At 72.2% G+C, this 17,798-nt stretch carries 16 protein-coding genes and 1 pseudogene; 4 read left to right on the forward strand and 13 right to left on the reverse strand.

Annotated features, from left to right (window positions below; translation table 11 throughout):
* Positions 1-483: 483 nt before the first annotated feature.
* The 7 genes and pseudogenes from AB0F71_RS28870 to AB0F71_RS28900 form a co-directional block, all read right to left on the reverse strand.
* Entirely contained in the window at positions 484-1,650 is a 1,167-nt protein-coding gene (locus AB0F71_RS28870; protein WP_360240056.1) for a M6 family metalloprotease domain-containing protein, read from the reverse strand.
* A 21-nt stretch (positions 1,651-1,671) separates the two neighbouring features.
* Positions 1,672-2,949 carry an alpha/beta fold hydrolase gene (locus AB0F71_RS28875; protein ID WP_360240147.1) on the reverse strand — a complete coding sequence of 426 codons (1,278 nt, stop codon included), beginning with the start codon at positions 2,947-2,949 and terminating at the stop codon, positions 1,672-1,674.
* Positions 2,949-3,917: an oligopeptide/dipeptide ABC transporter ATP-binding protein gene (locus AB0F71_RS28880; protein WP_360240059.1), complete on the reverse strand. Its 969-nt coding sequence runs from the start codon at positions 3,915-3,917 to the stop codon at positions 2,949-2,951. The genes AB0F71_RS28875 and AB0F71_RS28880 overlap by 1 nt, the downstream gene beginning before the upstream one ends.
* A 41-nt stretch (positions 3,918-3,958) precedes the next feature.
* Positions 3,959-4,729 (reverse strand): annotated as a pseudogene (locus AB0F71_RS28885) (ABC transporter ATP-binding protein); the annotation flags it as partial.
* Positions 4,726-5,718, reverse strand: a complete 993-nt coding sequence (locus AB0F71_RS28890; RefSeq protein ID WP_360240062.1) for an ABC transporter permease — start codon at positions 5,716-5,718, stop codon at positions 4,726-4,728. The pseudogene AB0F71_RS28885 and the gene AB0F71_RS28890, both read right to left, overlap by 4 nt.
* Positions 5,715-6,656 (reverse strand): ABC transporter permease, encoded by a 942-nt coding sequence (locus AB0F71_RS28895; RefSeq protein ID WP_360240065.1) that lies wholly within the window; start codon positions 6,654-6,656, stop codon positions 5,715-5,717. Before AB0F71_RS28895 ends, AB0F71_RS28890 begins: the two co-directional genes overlap by 4 nt.
* A complete protein-coding gene (locus tag AB0F71_RS28900) occupies positions 6,653-8,347 on the reverse strand; it encodes an ABC transporter substrate-binding protein (RefSeq protein WP_360240068.1) in 1,695 nt (564 codons plus the stop codon). The genes AB0F71_RS28895 and AB0F71_RS28900 overlap by 4 nt, the downstream gene beginning before the upstream one ends.
* A gap of 98 nt (positions 8,348-8,445) precedes the next feature.
* On the opposite strand from AB0F71_RS28900, the gene AB0F71_RS28905 reads away from it, so the two are divergent.
* A complete protein-coding gene (locus AB0F71_RS28905; protein WP_360240071.1) occupies positions 8,446-9,414 on the forward strand; it encodes a LysR family transcriptional regulator in 969 nt (322 codons plus the stop codon).
* Positions 9,415-9,664: 250 nt separating this feature from the next.
* The gene (locus AB0F71_RS28910) at positions 9,665-11,200 is read left to right on the forward strand and encodes an MFS transporter (protein ID WP_360240074.1); all 1,536 of its coding nucleotides are present in this window, start codon (positions 9,665-9,667) and stop codon (positions 11,198-11,200) included.
* Between the two features lie 33 nt (positions 11,201-11,233).
* Here the strand turns inward: AB0F71_RS28910 and AB0F71_RS28915 are convergent, their stop codons facing one another.
* The 5 genes from AB0F71_RS28915 to AB0F71_RS28935 form a co-directional block, all read right to left on the reverse strand.
* Positions 11,234-12,418, reverse strand: coding sequence for an alpha/beta hydrolase (locus AB0F71_RS28915; RefSeq protein ID WP_360240077.1), 1,185 nt, complete (start codon positions 12,416-12,418; stop codon positions 11,234-11,236).
* Between the two features lie 70 nt (positions 12,419-12,488).
* A complete protein-coding gene (locus AB0F71_RS28920; RefSeq protein ID WP_360240080.1) occupies positions 12,489-12,851 on the reverse strand; it encodes a hypothetical protein in 363 nt (120 codons plus the stop codon).
* A gap of 165 nt (positions 12,852-13,016) precedes the next feature.
* Positions 13,017-13,949, reverse strand: a complete 933-nt coding sequence (locus tag AB0F71_RS28925; RefSeq protein WP_360240083.1) for an amino acid ABC transporter permease — start codon at positions 13,947-13,949, stop codon at positions 13,017-13,019.
* Positions 13,946-14,611: an amino acid ABC transporter permease gene (locus AB0F71_RS28930; RefSeq protein WP_360240087.1), complete on the reverse strand. Its 666-nt coding sequence runs from the start codon at positions 14,609-14,611 to the stop codon at positions 13,946-13,948. Before AB0F71_RS28930 ends, AB0F71_RS28925 begins: the two co-directional genes overlap by 4 nt.
* Positions 14,612-14,690: 79 nt before the next feature.
* Complete coding sequence (locus AB0F71_RS28935; protein ID WP_360240090.1) at positions 14,691-15,512, reverse strand: glutamate ABC transporter substrate-binding protein; 822 nt, start codon at positions 15,510-15,512, stop codon at positions 14,691-14,693.
* A gap of 266 nt (positions 15,513-15,778) precedes the next feature.
* Here AB0F71_RS28935 and AB0F71_RS28940 point away from each other — a divergent pair, with 266 nt between their 5' ends.
* A complete protein-coding gene (locus AB0F71_RS28940; RefSeq protein WP_360240093.1) occupies positions 15,779-16,282 on the forward strand; it encodes a J domain-containing protein in 504 nt (167 codons plus the stop codon).
* 209 nt (positions 16,283-16,491) lie between these two features.
* Here the strand turns inward: AB0F71_RS28940 and AB0F71_RS28945 are convergent, their stop codons facing one another.
* Positions 16,492-16,869 carry a hypothetical protein gene (locus tag AB0F71_RS28945; RefSeq protein ID WP_360240096.1) on the reverse strand — a complete coding sequence of 126 codons (378 nt, stop codon included), beginning with the start codon at positions 16,867-16,869 and terminating at the stop codon, positions 16,492-16,494.
* Between the two features lie 334 nt (positions 16,870-17,203).
* Here AB0F71_RS28945 and AB0F71_RS28950 point away from each other — a divergent pair, with 334 nt between their 5' ends.
* Positions 17,204-17,761, forward strand: coding sequence for a GNAT family N-acetyltransferase (locus tag AB0F71_RS28950; protein ID WP_360240099.1), 558 nt, complete (start codon positions 17,204-17,206; stop codon positions 17,759-17,761).
* Positions 17,762-17,798: the final 37 nt, after the last annotated feature.

Below are 17,798 nucleotides of genomic sequence, written 5' to 3' on the forward strand. Positions count from 1 at the left end.
AGTAGGAACTGATCGTCGAGTGGTCGACCGGGCCGCCCCTGCCGAGGTAGGAGGTCGCCTCCAGCGGACGGCCGGAGAGCCGGTCGGCGTCGTCGTGGGTGCCGCCCTGGGAGTCCGGCAACGTCACCGCAGTGGTGTTGTTGTCGTTGGACATGCCCTGGTAGTAGCGGACCTCGCTCTGCGTCTGCCGGTCATTGACGCCGTCGCCGGTGAACGTCTGCACGTCGGCGTAGCCGCGGGACTGGCCGTATGGCTGTGTAGGTGCGGTACTTGGGCCGGACGACCTCGTTCTGGTCGTAACGCCAGGACGAGGGCGCCGAGGAGGGCCAGCAGGGCGGCTTTCGGAGATCGCCCGGATGTGCCTCCCGTGTGGGGGTGGGGGAGGAAGCCCGGCCAGGGCCGGGCATCCCTGGCCGGGCTGGGGCGCGCCGTTGGCCCGGGGGCGGGCCGCCGGAGTTGTTCACGGCGCGGGCGGGTGAACCGTCAGCTCGACTTGGTGACGGTGATGGTGTCGGTCGTCGGCGTGCCGTGGAGGACGTCGATCCGGACCCCGGTTGCGGGGTCGGTGAAGCTCTGGCCGGGCCGGTGGGCGGCCATGTCGAGCGGGGTGCAGCCGGTCGGCGGTACGGCGGTGGGGTTGCCGTTGACGACCTGGACCGGGCCCTGGCCGGTCTGGGTGGCGGTGTCGATCCGGTAGACCAGGACGCCGGTGGAGCACGCGGACTCGTCGCCGCCGATCGCGCGGCGGGACTCGGCGACGTACGCGGTGGTCTCGCCGGTGCGGATCACCGCGATCTTGGTCCCGCCGGGGCGTTCGATCGCGTGCAGGCGGACTGTGCGGCGGCCGGCGGCGGGGAGGCAGGCGACCTGGCGGTCGTCGATCCAGCCGAACTTCCAGCGCTCCCAGCCCAGATGCTGCGGCGACGGGCCGGAGATGAGGCCCATCAGGTCCCAGCCGCCGACGTAGCGGTGGGTGTCGGCGCCTTGGAAGGCGTACAGGTCGGGCAGGCCGAAGGTGTGCGAGGTCTCGTGGTCGGCGACCTTCGGGCCCCAGCGGTACATGTCCTGGCCGAAGGTGACCGCCCACTTGATCCGCGTGCCGCCCGCCACGATGCCGGTGGCGGCGGGGTCGTAGAGGTAGGTGGGCGAGAAGGAGATGGCGGAGGCGGACTTCGTGGGGACGATGTACAGCAGGTCGTACCGGGAGAAGTTCACGTCCGGCCCGGCGGCCTCGACGGCCTGGCGGACGTACGCCTCGTGCTGCTCGAACGAGAGGCCGCGCTCGAAACCGTAGCTGGTGGACGCCTGGGGCATGTGGACCCAGCGGTCGAGCGGGGTGATGTCGAGGCGGGTCCGGCCGTAGGAGTCCTGCCTCATCCAGTCCGCGGCCGGGGCGAGTCGGTTGTAGTAGTCGTCGCGGTCGCCGACCGCGGGCGCGTCGGGGAAGTCGACGAACAGCATCAGCACGTGCTTGGTGCCCAGAGGCCGGAGGAACTGCGTACGGTCGGTGTCGTGGCCCTCGTCCGTCCATCCGGTGCGGCCGGGCAGGGCGCACGCCGCGGCGGAGGGGGAAGGGGACGCGGCGGCCGGGGTGGCGGCGATCAGCGGCAGGGCCAGCGCGAGGGCGCCGGCGAGCAGGCGAGAACTCAACTCTTTCCTTCGGGTGGGTGGTTACGCCCGGCCGGAGGCCAGGGCCATGAGGCGGGCGAGGACGCGTCCGTTCGAGGCGGTCACGCCGTCGTGCTCCCACTCGTTGGTGACCCAGGCCCGCAGACCGCCGATCGAGCGCGCGGTGCGCAGGGAGAGGTCGGCGTCCACGTACATGTCGTCGTGGTAGACGGCGGCGGCCACCGGTACCCGGTTGGCGGCGAGTCGGGCCGGGTCGTACCGCGTGGCCCAGTCGGTCCGTGCGGCGAGCAGGTCGGCGGCGTCGGCGAACGGGCGCAGGCCGCTGATCTCCCGGAACATCCAGGGGTAGATCATCTCGCCGGTGAGCAGCAGCGGGTCGGCGTCCTCGGCGAAGGCGGGGTGGGCGGCCAGGGCGCGCTCGGCGGCCCAGCCCGTGCAGGCGCCCGGGCGGCCGTAGATGGACTCCTGGAGGACGGCGAAGAGCGGGTTGTCGGTGAAGGCGGTCAGCTGCATGACCTGCTGGAGGAAGGCGGTGGTGGGCTCGCCGGCGGGGTCGAGGGACTCGTCGAGCAGCCAGTGCAGGCGGGCGGAGCCGTCGCCCATGCCGAGCATCAGACCGAGGGTGCGAAGCCGCCGTACGGTGAGCCGGTCGCCGTCGGGAAGGCGGACCGCGCGGCGGTGGAGGTGGTCGGCGAGCCGTCGGAGCGTGAGCCGGTCACCGGGGTGGCGGAGGTAGTGGGCGAGCACCTTGTCGCGCACTCGGGGGTAGGTGGCGGCGTACACGTCGTCGGCGGTGGCGTCGAGTCCGGGCAGGCCACCGGTGATGTAGCAGGCACGCAGGCCCTCGGGCGCGAAGGACAGGTAGCTGAGGGTGACGAATCCGCCGTAGCTCTGTCCGAGCGTCTCCCAGGGCTCATCGCCGCAGAGGCGACGACGGATCAGCTCGGCGTCGGCGACGATCGAGTCGGCCCCGTGCAGCGCGAGGTGATCGGCCAGCTGCCGGGGCGAGCCGAACCCGGCCGCGGAGCGGGCGGTGACGGGGGTGGAACGGCCGGTGCCGCGCTGGTCGAGCAGCAGGACCCGGTGGGTCCTGAGGGCGTGGTCGAGCCAGCCGCCGGCGTTCAGCGGGCGGGGTGACTTGCCGCCCGGGCCGCCCTGGAGGTAGAGCAGCCACGGCAGTTGTTCGTCGCCGCGGGCCGGGTCGGCGACCTCCCGGGCGAAGATGTCGATGGTCGCGCCGCCGGCTTCGGCGTGGTCGAGCGGGACGGTGAAGACGTGGTCGGTCACCGCGAGTCCGGGGAGGCGGTGGGTGGTCAGGATCACTGTGGCAACTCCGGGTGATGGCAGGCGACTTGGTGGCCGGGCGCGATCACCCGCAGGGTGGGGCGCTCGTCGGCGCATCGGTCGGCCGCCCTGGGGCAGCGGGTGCGGAAGCGGCAGCCGCTGGGCGGGTCGAGGGGGCTTGGTGGGTCCCCGTGGAGCACGATCCGCTCGCGGGCGCGCTCGGCGTCGGGGTCGGGCAGGGGTACGGCGGAGAGCAGGGCGCGGGTGTACGGGTGGGCGGGGGCGCCGAAGAGGGTGTCGCGGTCGGCGGTCTCGACGACGGCACCGAGGTACATGACGGCGATCCGGGTGCTGATCTGCCGGACGGCGCCGAGGTCGTGGGCGATGAACAGGTAGGCGAGGCCGTGTTCGTCCTGGAGGTCCTTGAGCAGGTTGAGGATCTGGGCCTGCACCGAGACGTCGAGGGCGGAGACCGGCTCGTCGCACACCACCAGCTTCGGCCGCAGGGCCAACGCCCGGGCGATGCCGATGCGTTGGGCCTGGCCGCCGGAGAACTCGTGCGGGTGGCGGTCGGCGTGCTCGGGTCCGAGGCCGACCCGCTCCAGGAGTCGCTCCACCGGCTCGTCGGGCTCCAACCCCTGGTAGGCGAAGGGCGAGGTGAGGATCCGGCGCACGGTCTGGCGGGGGTTGAGTGAGGAGAAGGGATCCTGGAAGACCATCTGGAGCTCGCGGCGGACGGGGCGCAGGCCGTGTTCGTCCAGTTCGGCGAGGTCCTGGCCGGCGAACCGGATGCTGCCGGAGCTCGGTGGTTCCAGCCTGGTGAGCAGGCGGGCCAGGGTGGACTTGCCGCAGCCGGATTCGCCGACCAGGCCGAGGGTCTCGCCCGCCGCCACGTGCAACGAGACGCCGTCGACGGCGGTGACGTGGCCGGCGAGGCGCCGGGTGAGGCCGTGGCGGACCGGGAATCGCTTGACCAGGTCCCTGGTCTCCAACAACGCGGTCATGTCTGCTCCGCAAGGGTCGGCAGCCGGCGCGGCAGCGGCCCGTCGATGCGGGGGACGCAGGCGAGCAGGCCGCGGGTGTACGGCTGCCGCGGGCGGTGGAAGACGTCGTGGACGGCGCCGCGCTCGACCGCGCGGCCGTCGCGCATCACGACGACCTGGTCGGCGAGCCCTGCCACCACGCCCATGTCGTGGGTGATCAGCATGATCGCGGTACCGGTCTCCCGCCGCAGCTCGCGCAGCAGGTCGAGGATCTGGGCCTGGACGGTGACGTCGAGTGCGGTGGTCGGCTCGTCCGCGATGAGCAGGTCCGGCTCCAGGCACAGCGCCATGGCGATCATCACGCGCTGCCGCATCCCGCCGGAGAACTCGTGCGGGTAGGAGCGGGCGCGTCGTTCGGCCTCGGGGATGCCGACCCGTTCCAGCATCCGGACGGCGACCCGGTGGGCCGCCTTCCGGCCGGCCCGGTGGTGAGCGCGGTAGGCCTCGGCGATCTGGAAGGCCACCGGGTAGTACGGGTTGAGGCAGGAGAGCGGGTCCTGGAAGACCATGGCGATCCGGTTGCCGCGCAGGCGGCGCAGGGCGCGCTGGTCGAGGCGGGTCAACTCGCGTCCGTCGAAGCGGACTTCGCCGCCGACGCGGGCATCGCGGGGCAGCAGCCCGAGGACGGCGAGGCTGGTGACGGACTTGCCGCTGCCGGACTCCCCGACCACGCCCAGGACCTGTCCGGCCGCGAGGTCGAGGTCGAGCCCGGCCACCGCCCGGACGCCTGACGCGAAGTCGACCGTGAGGTCCCGTACGGTCAGCAAGGTCATCCGACGGCCCTCACCCTCGGGTCCAGTGCGGCGTAACCGAGGTCCACCGCCAGGTTGGCGAGCACGACGAAGGAGGCGGCGAACAGCGTCACGCCGAGGATCACCGGCTGGTCCGCGCTCGCGATCGCGTCGGCGGCCAGCTTGCCGACGCCGGGCAGGCCGAAGACCGACTCGGTGATCAGCGCGCCGCCCAGCAGCGCGCCGAGGTCCATGCCGAAGATGGTCACGATCGGCATCAGTGCGGGTCGCAGCGCGTGTCTGCGGACCACGGTGACCTCGGACAGTCCCTTGGCGCGCGCCGTGCGGACGTAGTTGCGGCCGAGGCTCTCCAGCATCTCGCTGCGGGTGACCCGGGCGTACACCCCGGCGTAGAGCATGGCCAGGGTGATCCAGGGCATGACCATCGACTGCGCCCAGCCGACCGGGTCCTCGGTGAGGCGGACGGCGGTCGGGTAGGGCAGCACGTTCAGCTGGACCACCAGGAGGTACTGGAGCACCAGAGCGGTGAAGTAGATCGGCAGCGAGACCCCGCCGAGGGCGGCCGTCATGGCGGCGCGGTCCCACAGACTGCCGCGCCGCAGTGCCGACACCACGCCCGCCGTCACGCCGACGAACAGCCACAGTGCCGCCGCACCGACGGCGATGGAGATGCTGACGGGCAGCCTGCCGGTGAGCATCTCCCAGACCGGCTGGTTCGTCTGGAAGCTGAAACCCAGGCAGGGGAAGGGGCACTGGACGGCCGTCGCCCCGCTGCCGTAGGTGCGTCCGGAGAGGATGCCGCCGAGGTAGTCCCCGAACTGTCCGAACGGGGAGCGGTCCAGCCCGAGGGTGGCGCGGATCGTGGCGAGCCGTTCGGGACTGCAGGCCTTGCCGCAGGCGCCCTGAGCCGGGTCGGCGGGCATCAGGTAGAAGATGGCGAAGGTGGCGGCGCAGATCACCACCAGGATGGCCGCGGTGACGGCCAGTCTTCGCAGCAGATAGCGGATCATCGAGGCTTGCTCCGGGGGTCGAGCGCGTCGCGCACGGCGTCGCCGAGCACGTTGAAGGCGAGCACCGTGACGAACAGGAGGACGCCGGGGATGAGGAAGTAGGCGGGGTCGGAGGCGTACCAGGGCACGGCGGACGCGATCATCTGCCCCCAGGAGGGCGTGGGCGGTTGCACGCCCACGCCGAGGAAGGACAGCCCGGCCTCGGTGGCGATGCAGGCCGGGATCGACATCGTCGCCACCACCAGCACCGGCCCGGTCAGGTTGGGCAGCACCTCACGCAGCAGCAGTGTCCGTCGGGACGCGCCGAGCACCCGAGCCGCCGCCACGAACTCGCCGCGGGCGAGCACCATCGCCTGCCCGCGGACGATCCGTCCGATGTACGGCCAGCCGAAGAGGCCGAGGACCATGATCAGCAAGAGCCGACGGTCCGCCCCGGGCGCTGCCGAGATCAGGGCGATCATGAAGATCAGGCTGGGGAAGGACATCAGCAGGTCCATCAGCCGGCCGATCAGGGTGTCGGCCCAGCCGCCGAGGAATCCGGCGAGCAGGCCGAGCGCGGTGCCGAGGAGCGTGGAGACGGCGGTGGCCAGTACGGCGATCAGCAGTGAGACGCGCGCGCCGTACACGACCCGGGCGAGCACGTCCCGGCCGTTGACCGGCTCGACGCCCAGCCAGTGCTCGGCGCTGACGCCGCCGGCCGTACCGCGGGGCAGTCCGCCGAGCGCCGGGTCGACGGCTTCGCCGTGGAAGGCGGTCGGGGAACCGCCGGTCAGCCAGGTGATCAGCGGGGCGGCCAGCGCGACCAGGACGAGCAGGGCGACCGCGGCCAGTGCGAGCGCTGTCCCGCGCTGGGACAGGAGCCTGCGCAGGACGGTCACCTGCGCGGTCCCGGCCGTGCGGGAACCCGTGTCCGTGGTCGCGGCGGCGCGGGCGCTCACCTGCGCAGTCCCAGCGAGACGAGGTCGAGTCGGCCGACGAAGGCGGTGTGCCCGTACGCGCCGGCCACGTTCGGCCCGACCAGGACGGCGGCCCGGTCCCAGAGGAACGGGACGACGGGTGCGTCCCGCATGATCCGCTTGGCGAGCTCGCCGTACGCCGCCTGCGCGGTGGTCGGGTCGCCGGCGGCGGCGATCTCGTCGAGCCGGGCGTCGACCTCGGGGGAGTCGTACTGGGAGCGGTTGTTGTTGCCCTCGGCGGTGATCAGCCTGCCGTCGAACAGGATCGGCAGGTAGGTGGAGGCGCCCGGCCAGTCCGGTGTCCAGCCGTCGATCAGCAGGTCGTGCTCGCGGGCGGGGCTGCCGATGGTGCTGTAGAACGCCGAGGAGCTGATCTCGTTGATCCGCACGGCGATGCCGGCCCGGGCGAGTGAGGCCTGCACGGCCTCGCCCTGCGCCTTGCCGCCGGCGGTGGCCGGGGTGTCGAGGGTGAGTTCCAGGCCGGACGCGTGTCCGGCCTCGGCGAGCAGGGCTTTGGCCTTGGCCGGGTCGCCCTTGCCGTCCTGGCTCGGGTACGGGTCCTCGGGGGCCGCCCCGGGCAGGGTGGGCGGCAGCAGGGTGGTGGCGAGGTCGCCCGCGATCGGGCCGCCACGGGTGGTGCGCAGCGCGTCCTTGTCGAGTGCGTACGCGATCGCCTGGCGCACCCGGACGTCGTCCAGCGGCTTGTGCCTGGTGTTGATGCCGAGAAAGCGGGTGTTGATGGAGTCGCCGGTGACCAGGCGTTGCTTCAGCCGGGGGTCGCCCAGCGCCCGTCCCACCGAGGCCGGGCCGATGGGCTCCATCGCCACGGCGTTCGCGTCCTCGCCCTGGCCGGAGATCAGCCGCTGGTCGACCACGGCCGGGTCGAGGTTGAGGTCGATCACGACCTTGTCGGGCAGGCCCTTGCGGACGGTGTCGGTGGCCGGGTCCCACGAGGGGTTGCGCACCAGGGTGAGCTGCTTCTTGGGCTCGAACACGTCGATCCGGTAGGGGCCGGACGAGAACGGGCGGTTGTCGTAGCCCACGCCGGTGTCCTTGTCCTGCGGCACGGGCGCGAACATCGGCAGCGACACGGCCGAGCCGAAGTCGGCGACCGGCCGGTTGAGGTGGAAGACGACGGTCCGCTCGTCCGGGGTCTCGATCGAGGCGAGGCCGGCCTTGTCCTGGTACGGGCCCTTGTACGTGTCGCCGCCCGTCAGCCAGAGCCGGGCGTACGGCGGGCCCTCGGGTAGTTCGGCGGCGAAGGTGCGCTCGACGCCGTACTTGACGTCCTTGCTGGTGACGGTCCGGCCGTCCTCGAAGCGCGCGCCGTCCCGGAGGGTGAAGGTCCAGGTCCGGGCGCCGTCGGTGGGACGGCCGGTGTCGGTGGCGAGGTCCGGCACGATCTTTCCGCCGGCCTGGCCGGGCGCCGGGGCGAAGGTGGTGAGCGTCCGGTAGATCAGTCGGCCTACGTCCTGGGTGGAGGTGACGTACGCGCGGGCCGGGTCCAGGTGTTCCAGATCGATGGTGGACAGGACGTGCAGGGTGCCGCCCTTCACGGGGACGGCGTTCCCGGGAGCCCCGGTCGATCCGGCCCCGGTCGATCCGGTGCAGGCCGCCGCGGACAGCAGCCCGAGGGCCGCCGCCAGGGCGCATGCGGCTCTTCGTGGCCTCATTCGTCCCCCTCTGGTGTGATATGACATTTCACATGTGGGACAAGATTGGGCCTCCGCGGTCCCTTCCGGGAGCTCCCAGCTGTTCATAACATCCGGTTATGGAGCTCGAGATACGGCATCTCCGGATGATCTGCACGATCGCCGAAACCGGCAGCCTCACCCGCGCCGCCGCCTCACTACGGCTCAGCCAGCCCGGGCTCAGCGCCCAACTGCGCCGGATCGAGGCGATGTTGGGCGGGCCGTTGTTCGACCGTGGGCGCACCGGCGCCGTGCCGACCGCCTTCGGCGAGGCCGTGCTCACCCGCGCCCGCGCCGTCCTGCCCACCGTCGACGAACTGCTGAGCGCCTCCGCCCTGGCCGCCCGTTCCAGCAGCCCGGTCCCGCGCCTGCGGCTCGGCTCGGTCAACGCCCCGCTGATCGGCGGGCTGATCGACGCCCTGCGCGCCCACCTCCCCGAGGCCCGGATCGTCTCCCGCGCCCAGGGCTCGTCCGTCCCCCTGATCGAGGACGTCTCGGCCGGCCGCCTCGAAGCCGTCGTGGTCGGCGACTGCCCCGGCTACGAGCTGGCCGCGCGGCCCGGCGTCGTCCTGCGGCCGGTGGTCACCGAGCCCGTCTTCGTCGCCCTGCCGGCGGGCCACCGCCTCGCCGCCCGGCCGGAGGTCGGACTGGATGAACTCGCCGACGAGGACTGGGTGTCGCCCCGGCCGGACGACGACCGGGTCCGCGAGTACTGGTCCACCACCTTCCACGCGACCGGCCACCGGATGCGCACCGTGCACGAGGCGGAGGGGCGGCTGCTGATGGAGTTGGTCCGCAGTGGCAGCGCGGTGAGCCTGTGCCAGGCCACCTACGAGGAACTGCCCGGCATCGCCGTGCGGCCCATCACGGGCGACCCGCTCTGGTACCGGCACCTGATCGCCTGGCACCAGGCGGGTCCGCTGGCCGCCCTGGAGACGGCACTGGTCGAGCACGTCCGCGCGGCCCACCGGGTCGCGGCCGAGCGCAGCCCGGTGTACCAGCGGTGGCTGCGCGCGGCGGCCCGGCAACCCGAGGCGGCCGCCCGATGAGCGGCCGTCCGATGAGCGGCCGTCCGCCGCCACGGCTCGCCGAAGAGCAACGCGGTCAGCGCCGGCCCGTCGTCGCGAGCGCTCCGCTCATGGCCGTCAGCACCCACCAGCGCCTCGCCGCCCGCGCACTGCTCACGGGCCCATCCTGGGCGGGGCGCCCGTTCCGGGCCTCCCGGTGCTGGTACATCCGGTCCTCCGCCCGCCGGGTGCCGAGTGGCCGACGACCTGCGTGCCCTCGACGATGGTGCCCATGCCCCAGGTTTCCGACGCCCCGGCGGCCGGTGCACCGAGCGGCAGCGGTCGTCGGCGGCACCTGACGCTCGCGGTACTGCTCTCGGCGTCCTTCATGGGGATCCTGGACGTCCTGATCGTGAACGTCGCCGCGCCGTCCATCCAGCGGGATCTGGGCGCCGACTTCGCCGACATCCAACTGGTGATCAGCGGATACGTCCTCGCCTACGCCGCCACCCTGGCCACCGGCGGGCGGCTGGGCGACTCGTACGGCCAGAAGCCGCTCCTCCTCGCCGGCCTGCTCGCGTTCACCGCACTGTCCGCCGGCTGCGCGGCGGCGCCGAGCGTCGGTGTGCTGATCGGGCTGCGGATCGGCCAGGGGCTCGCGGCCTCGCTGATGCTGCCGCAGGTGCTGTCCCTGATCCAGGTGATCGTGCCGGTCGGCGAGCGGGGACGGGCGCTGGCGCTGTACGCGGCCACGCTGGGCCTGGGGGCGGTGGCCGGGCAACTCGTCGGCGGTGCGCTCATCCGGGCGGACCTGTTCGCGCTCGGCTGGCGGTCCGTGTTCCTGGTCAACGTGCCGGTCGGCCTGCTCGCCGCGGCCTGTGTCCCGGCCCTCGTCCCGGCCACCCGGCCGGTTCGCCGGCGGTTCGACCTGCCCGGGCTGCTCCTCACCGGCGCCGCGATGGCGCTGCTCGTCTACCCGCTCATCCAGGGCTCCGACGACGGCTGGCCGGTGTGGGTGTGGCCGGCCTTCGCCGGCTCGGCCCTGTCGCTGGCCGCCCTGTGGCGGGTCGAACGGCGCCGGGAGTCGGCCGGTCGGGTGGCACTGATGCCGCCCGCGCTGTTCCGCGACCGGGGCTTCCGGATCGGTCTGGGCGCGGCGCTGGCGTTCTACGCGGGGAACTACGGGCTGTTCCTGCTGCTCGCCTACGTCTTTCAGGACGGCCTGCGGCTGTCCCCGTTCGCCTCCGGGGTCGCCTTCCTGCCGCTCGGGGCCGGGTTCGCCGTCGCCTCGTTGTCCGGCCGCCGAATGGTGCGCCGGTACGGGCCGGTGGTGCTGCCCGTCGGTGCCGGGGTGATGGCGGCCGGGTACCTGCTGCTGGTGCTGACGCTGCTGCCCGGTCCGACCCGGTCCGGCCCCGTCGAGGCGCTGGCGATGGCGCCGTCCCTGCTGGTCGGCGGCGTCGGCCAGGGGCTCGTCTCGGCTCCGCTGCTCGGCGCGGTCCTGGCCACCGTCCGCCCCGGACAGGCCGGTGCCGGCTCCGGGATCGTGCTGACGGTGAACCAGCTGGCGAGCTCGCTCGGGGTCGCCGTGGTCGGAGCGGTGTTCGTCGTCCTGCTGGGCGCGGACCCGCAGGACTCCTCGGCCGGGCGCACGCCGGGCGACTTCACTTCCGCGCTCTCCGGCTGCTCCTGGCTGCTGCTCGCGCTGGCCCTCGCCACCGGCGTCCTGCTGACGCTTCTCGTTCGGCCGACCCGGGTGCCCGGCGGCGGGCACCCGGGCGGAGGCGGGAGCGCACGAGAGGACGACCGCGGAGGACGAAACGGTTGAAGCCCCTGGCACGCCAGAGGTGTCGGTCCGGTCTCACTGCCAGAGCTGGTCGAAGGTGTGGATGGCCTGCTGGGCCGCCGGGGCGAGGGTGTTGGTGGTGGGGGGCGACCCGGCCGGCTGGAGGAGGTGGGTGACGTCGGGGAGGGTGACCAGGCCGGGCCCGCCGGTGCCGGCCGCCTTGAGGGCGCTGACCAGCGGGCCGGTGGTCGAGCACGGAATCTGGGTGTCGGCGGTGCCGCAGGTCACCATCACCTTGATGCTGGAGGGCAGCTTGGCCGCCAGGTCCGGCGGGTACACGGCATCGTCGGTCCGAGCGAAGGCGAGATTGGCGTTGAGGCTCTGGAACACCGTCGCGATCGGCCCGGGCATGCCCGTGGTGTCGGCGGGGTTGCCGGCCCGGATGCTCGACACCCCGTTGGTCACGGCGGTCTTGACAGTGGTGGCCTCGGCGGAGCCGAGCTGCCCGGCCGAGACGGCGGCGTCCACCTGCTGATCCACCTGAAGAGTGACGAGGTCGAGCAGTCGCTCGTCCTGGGGTTCCAGCAGCGCCAGCCCGGCCACGGCCGGTTTCGCGGCCTGCTGGACCTCCAGGGCGATCATCGCGCCCTCGCTGTGGCCGGCGATGAGCAGCCGCTGTGGGTCGGCGCCGGGCTGACCGGCGAGGAACTGGTAGGCGGCGGTGGCCTGTTGGACGAAGGAGTTCAGGTCGAGGCCGCCCGGGTTGCCCGCGTAGGTGCCGAGGCCGGTCTGGCCGGTGCCGTACTTGTCGTATCGCAGGGTCATGATGCCGTCGTCGCCCATCTGCTGGGCGATGTCGGCGAGGGTGTCGGGCATCAACTGCGGGGGCTGGTTGCCGTTGCGGTCCGTGGGCCCACTGCCGGGCAGCAACAGCGCGGCCGGCATCTTCGCACCGGTCGCGTTCGGCGGGATGTGCAGGGTGCCGTAGGTGGTGGTGCCGTTGACGACGAAGGACACCTGTTGGTCGCCCGGGGCCGTGGGCGACCCGGGTGCGGACGGGGAGGTCGAGGCGGCCGCCGGGGTCGCCTCGACCTGGGCGGCGGCGCTGACGGCGGAGCTGGCGGCGGCCCGGCCGCCGGCCGGTGTGGGCTCGGGCTTGGTGCCGGAGCCGCAGGCAGTGGTCAGGCCCAGCGCGGTGAGCAGAGCGATCGCCGAGGCCAGTCGGACGGTCGGACGGTTCGAGGGCGCGGACGGAGACACGGGTTCACTCCTGTACATGGGTTCACTCCTGGGACAGAGATCCAGCGGTTGACAGCGGACAGCCGCGTCCTCAGAGGCCCGCAGCCGCCCGGACCTGCGCGACCACGGCCTCCGGGTCCGGGACGGCCACCAGGAGCACGTCGAAGTCGCCGCCGTCTTCGGCCAGTTCGATGCGTACGGCCCGTCGGCCCCGACTCGCCAGGACGAACTGCCGTCCCTCGGTCGAACTTCGCCAGGTCCCGGCCTTGACGACGCCCGGAACGCTGGTTCCCGGCGCGCGCAGGCCGTGTGCCGCCGTCAGCGGCTGATCCTCCACCGACACCGAGCGGATGGCGGCCAGCGGCGCGGCGATGTCGCTGTGCATCGCCTCGATCCGCTCCCACGCCGTCAGGCGCACCACCAGTCGGCCCGCCTCGGTCACGATCTCCGCCATGCTCGTACCTCCGCCGCATTGTCAGGGGATCCAGGGATTACCACCCCGGTGGCCCCGGGTGCGCCACCGACACCACGCGACCACCCCGGTCCACCGCTGAACGGGTGGACGGCGGAACCGCCGGTGTGCCGGCGCCTACGGCCTCGGCTTCGGATCCGCGCGTACTCATCTGCCGGAGGCGCCGCCCGCTCCGCCGAGTTCGTCGGGGCCCAGGTGCTCGCCCGGCGTCGCCAGATCCTCGACCGCGTGCGCGCCGACCACCGCGCCGGTGGACCTCTTGCCGTGTCGGAGCCTGCCCTCCAGCCAGCCGGCGAAGGTCGTGAGCGTGAGGTTCACGACGACGAAGACCACCGCGACGACGGTGAAGGCGGCGATGGTGTTCGCGCCGTAGTTCGCGCTCAGCGGGCGGACCGACGCCAGCAGCTCGGAGAAGCCGAGCAGTGCGCCGCCCAGCGCGGTGTCCTTCACGATGACGACCAGCTGACTGACGATCGCCGGCAGCATCGCCGTGACCGCCTGCGGCAGCAGCACGTGGCGCATGACCTGGCCCTTGCGCATGCCGAGCGCCACGGCCGCGTCGCTCTGGCCCTGGGGGAGGGCCAGGATTCCGGCCCGGACGATCTCCGCGAGCACCGAGGCGTTGTAGAGGACGAGACCGGTGACCACGGCGTACAGCGGTCGGCTGTCCGAGCCGACGTTGGTGTACTGGGCGTACGCCGCGTTCGCGAAGAGCATCAGGATCAGCACCGGGATGGCGCGGAAGAACTCCACGACGGTCCCGGCCGCACCCCGCACCCACCGGTGGTCGGAGAGCCGGGCGATACCGAACAGGGCTCCGAGCGGCAGTGCGACGACCATGGCGAGCGATGCGGCGATGACGGTGTTCTGGAGCCCCGGCAGAAGGTACGTGCCCCAGGCGCGGGAGTCCGTGAAGAAGGGCCTCCACTTGACCCACTCGAGCTGGTTCTTGTCGGCGAGGCTCTGGACCACCCACCAGGCCAGCGCGGCCAGGGCGACCAGGAACAGCGCCGTCGACATCGCATTGCGGCGTCTGGCACGCGGCCCCGGCGCGTCGTACAGGACGGACGACGGACTCATCGCCGGACCGACACCTTCTTGCTCACCCAGCCGAGGATCAGCCCGGTCGGGAGGGTGAGGCAGATGAACCCGAACGCGAAGATGGCGGAGATGAGCAGGAGTTGGGCTTCGTTCTCGATCATCTCCCGCATCAGCGCCGCGGCCTCGGCGACGCCGATGGCGGCGGCCACCGTCGTGTTCTTGGTCAGGGCGATCAGGACGTTCGCCAGGGGGCCCACCACGGAACGGAAGGCCTGCGGAAGGACGATGAGCGTCAGAACCTGGGGGAAGGTCAGGCCGAGGGCGCGCGCCGCCTCGGTCTGACCGATCGGCACCGTGTTGATGCCCGAGCGCAGGGCCTCGCAGACGAACGCCGAGGTGTAGGTGATCAGGCCGAGTACGGCGAGCCGGAAGTCGATCGTCTTGAAGCTGCCGGCGCCGAGCGTGACGCCGAGCGTCTGGAACAGGCCGAGTGAGGTGAAGACGATGATCACGGTGAGGGGAATGTTCCGGACCGTGTTGACGTAGGCGGTGCCGAAGCCACGCATCAGCGGCACCGGGCTCACCCGCATGGCCGCGAGCACGGTTCCCCAGACCAGGGCCCCGATGGCGGAGTAGAAGGTGAGCTGCACCGTCACCCAGAAGGCCCCCAACAGGTCATAGCGGTTGAGAAAGTCGAACACGTTCTGTGACTCCCGGCCTGCTGGGTGCGGGAAGGGCGAGGCGCGCCGCTTCGAGGGCGGCGCGCCGAGGGTGGCGGCCTCAGCTGACGATGACGCCGATCTTCGGCGCGGGCTCGTTGTGGTAGTCGGCCGGACCGAAGTTCTTCTTGACGAACGCGTCCCAGGAGCCGTCCTGGACCATCTTCTCCAGGGCGGTGTTGATCTTCGCCTTGAGATCGCTGCCGTTCTTGACGCCGATGCCGTAGTTCTCGTTGCTCATCTTGAAGCCGCCGAGCTTGAACTTGCCCTTGAAGTCGGCCTGCGCGGCGTAGCCGGCGAGGATCGAGTCATCGGTGGTGAGGGCGTCGATGACCTTGTTCTCCAGACCGGTCAGGCACTCCGAGTAGCCGCCGTACTCCTGCAGCTGGGCGTTCGGCGCGATCCTCGTCTTCACGTTCTGCGCCGAGGTGGAGCCGGTGACCGAGCAGAGCTTCTTGCTGTTCAGGTCCTCCGGCTTCTTGATGGAGTCGTCGTCCGCCCGGATCAGTACGTCCTGGTGCGCCAGCAGGTAGGGGCCGGCGAAGTCGACCTTCTCCGAGCGCGCCGGGGTGATCGAGTACGACGCCGCGATGAAGTCGACGTCGCCGCGCTGGAGCAGCGCCTCGCGGTCGGCGCTCTTGGCTTCCTTCCACACGATGTCGCCGGGTTGGTGGCCGAGCTGCTTGGCGACATAGGTGGCCACGTCGACGTCGAAGCCCGTGTACTTGCCGTCCGGGGTCTTGAGGCCGATGCCCGGCTGGTCGAACTTGATACCGACGGTGATCTTCTTACCGCTCGTGCCGCCGCCGGAGCTGCAGCCGGCGGCCGTCAGGGACAGCACGAGCGCTGCGGAGGCCCCGACGGTCACCTTGCGAAGCTTCATGGTGCTCATCCCTCGTGGTCGGGCGGGTACCCCTCCACGATCCGTCCATCTGCGGTGAACACCACGCGATCCGCAGCCGAACGGGCGAACCCCGTCCGCTGCGGAGGCGGTCGCCCACCAGCGAACAAGCCCCTCTCGGGCAGCGCCTTGACAAGCGCCCGCCAAGATTTTATCCAGGTCAATGAGGAGGGATTTGCCCCGCGGATCGGGTCCGCACTCCCAGGTGGGGCGCGGACTCACCGGCACACGGGAGGAGGGCGGTTGCGATGACCAGCGGGCGACCCCAGCGGGATCACTACGCGGTGCTTGATCACTACGCGGTCCTCGGCGTCGAGCCCTCGGCGTCCGCGCGGCAGGTCACCTCGGCCTACCGCGGCCTGGTACGCCTGCTGCACCCCGATGCCGGCGCCGACCGGCCCGGATCGGCCGAGCGGCTGCGCGAGGTGGTCGCCGCCTACCAGGTCCTGCATGATCCCGAGCGGCGCGCCGCCTATGACGCCGAGCACGGCGGCAACCGTGCAGGTCGTGCGGCCGGGAGCAGGCGGGTGGAAGTGCGCGTCGTCCCGGCGGCCGGCAGCGCAACAGCGGCCGCCGCCCCGTTCCCGCGAGGCGGGAGCCGACCGGGTCGGCCGTCCGGCCCGGCGGTCCGGGTCGGGCCGGTGCGGTTCGCACCGTCCGAATCCCCGCTCGCCCGGAGCGACCCCGGAGACCCGACCCCCCGAGACCTTCTGGCCTGGATGCTGCGCCGGCTGTGGGAGGTGGAACCGTGACCGCGAAGGAAGGTCGGCCTCCCTTCAAGTAGTGATGCACCCTGGGACCGGGAGCACGGCTGAACCGCCCGGGTCAGGCCCGGAACCCTCTTGTGCCGCCAGCTCTGACCGGTTCGTCGCCGTGTGCAGCTCGGCCACCGTCAGCCGCGCCGTCACCTCACGCCTCCTCCGCGCGGGCGTCGCGAGCCCCTGCGGGGTCGCCACCGCCGTCAGGCCGTTGGTCCGGGGGGGCCGAGCTGCTCCGGCTGCGCGTGGGCCCGTGCGCCGAGCACGGGTGCGCCGTGCCGCTCCGGCCGGTGACCCGCGGCGTCGGTGATCTGCTGACGTGGCGTTTCGAGCGCTCCCGGCGGCACCGGGATCAGCCGGCGCGCGGCGACGCGCCCCACCCAGTGGCGTCCGCACTCAGGGCACGGCGGCGCCCCGGCAGGGGTGTACGGCGAGTCCACCGGCATGCCGTCCCGGGAGAAGTACTCCCAGTCCCGGCCCTCGTCATCGCGGTAGTGCTGGACGTCGTAGTCGATGCTCCACTGGTGCCAGCAGTGGCCGCAGGTGAACTCCACGCGTTCCAGGGCCAATTCCGTGATCACTCTCGACACCTCCTCCGCCGAGGCGATGCACTGCGCAGGCTCCTCCGAGGTGCGGGCCGGCCACAGGGCAGCCCCCACCAGTCCGTATACCTCCAAAGACGGTATCGGCACAACCGCAGAGCGAGGTTTCCTGGAATCGGCCATGAAGATCTTCTTCCCCCCAGGGCCCACACTTGTCGCTTGTTCGGCGACTTTCTTGGTTGTCATCGTGTGATGACATGTTGCAACGATTAGTGGACGAAGCAGTGGCCGTCGCCCTGGATACGGACCACATCAACGCCGATTACGACGCGCGACCAGGGGCGCTCGGTCGGGCTTGGTTAGGCTGCCGGGCATGGGTCAGAACGTGAGTGTTGCCGCGAGTGCCGGAGAGCTTGTGATCGTCGATGCGGCAGCGGTGGGTGGGGAGTTCGCGGGGGCGGCGCACCGGATCCTGGCGGAGTTGGTGGCGGGGGGCGCTGCGCTGGGGTGGGTGGAGCCGCCGTCGGGGGAGGAGGTGGCGGCGCTGGTCGAGGAGGTGGTGGCGAGGTCGCGGGCCGGGGACGGGGCGCTGCGGGTGGCGTACCTGGGCGGGCGGCCGGTCGGGTTCGGTTACTGGCTGCGCCACCAGCGGCCGACCCACCGTCCGCACGCGGAGCTGGAGAAGCTCGCGGTGTCCGCCGCCGCCCAGGGGCGGGGCATCGGGCGGGCGCTGACCACGGCGCTGATCGCGGACGCGAGGGCCGCGGGCATCGAGGTGCTCACCCTGGACGCCCGCGGCGACAACGCCGACGCGCTGCACCTGTACCACTCGCTCGGCTTCACCGAGTACGGACGGCTGCCGGACTACGTCGCCGTCGGGGAGCGTCGGTACGACAAGGTGTTCGCCATGCTGGACCTGCGCCGGGCCTGAACCCGCCCGGGGGCGGCGCAAGCCCGGCGCAGGGCGG

It is taken from the genome of Kitasatospora sp. NPDC028055 (assembly GCF_040637885.1).
Lineage (GTDB): Bacteria > Actinomycetota > Actinomycetes > Streptomycetales > Streptomycetaceae > Kitasatospora.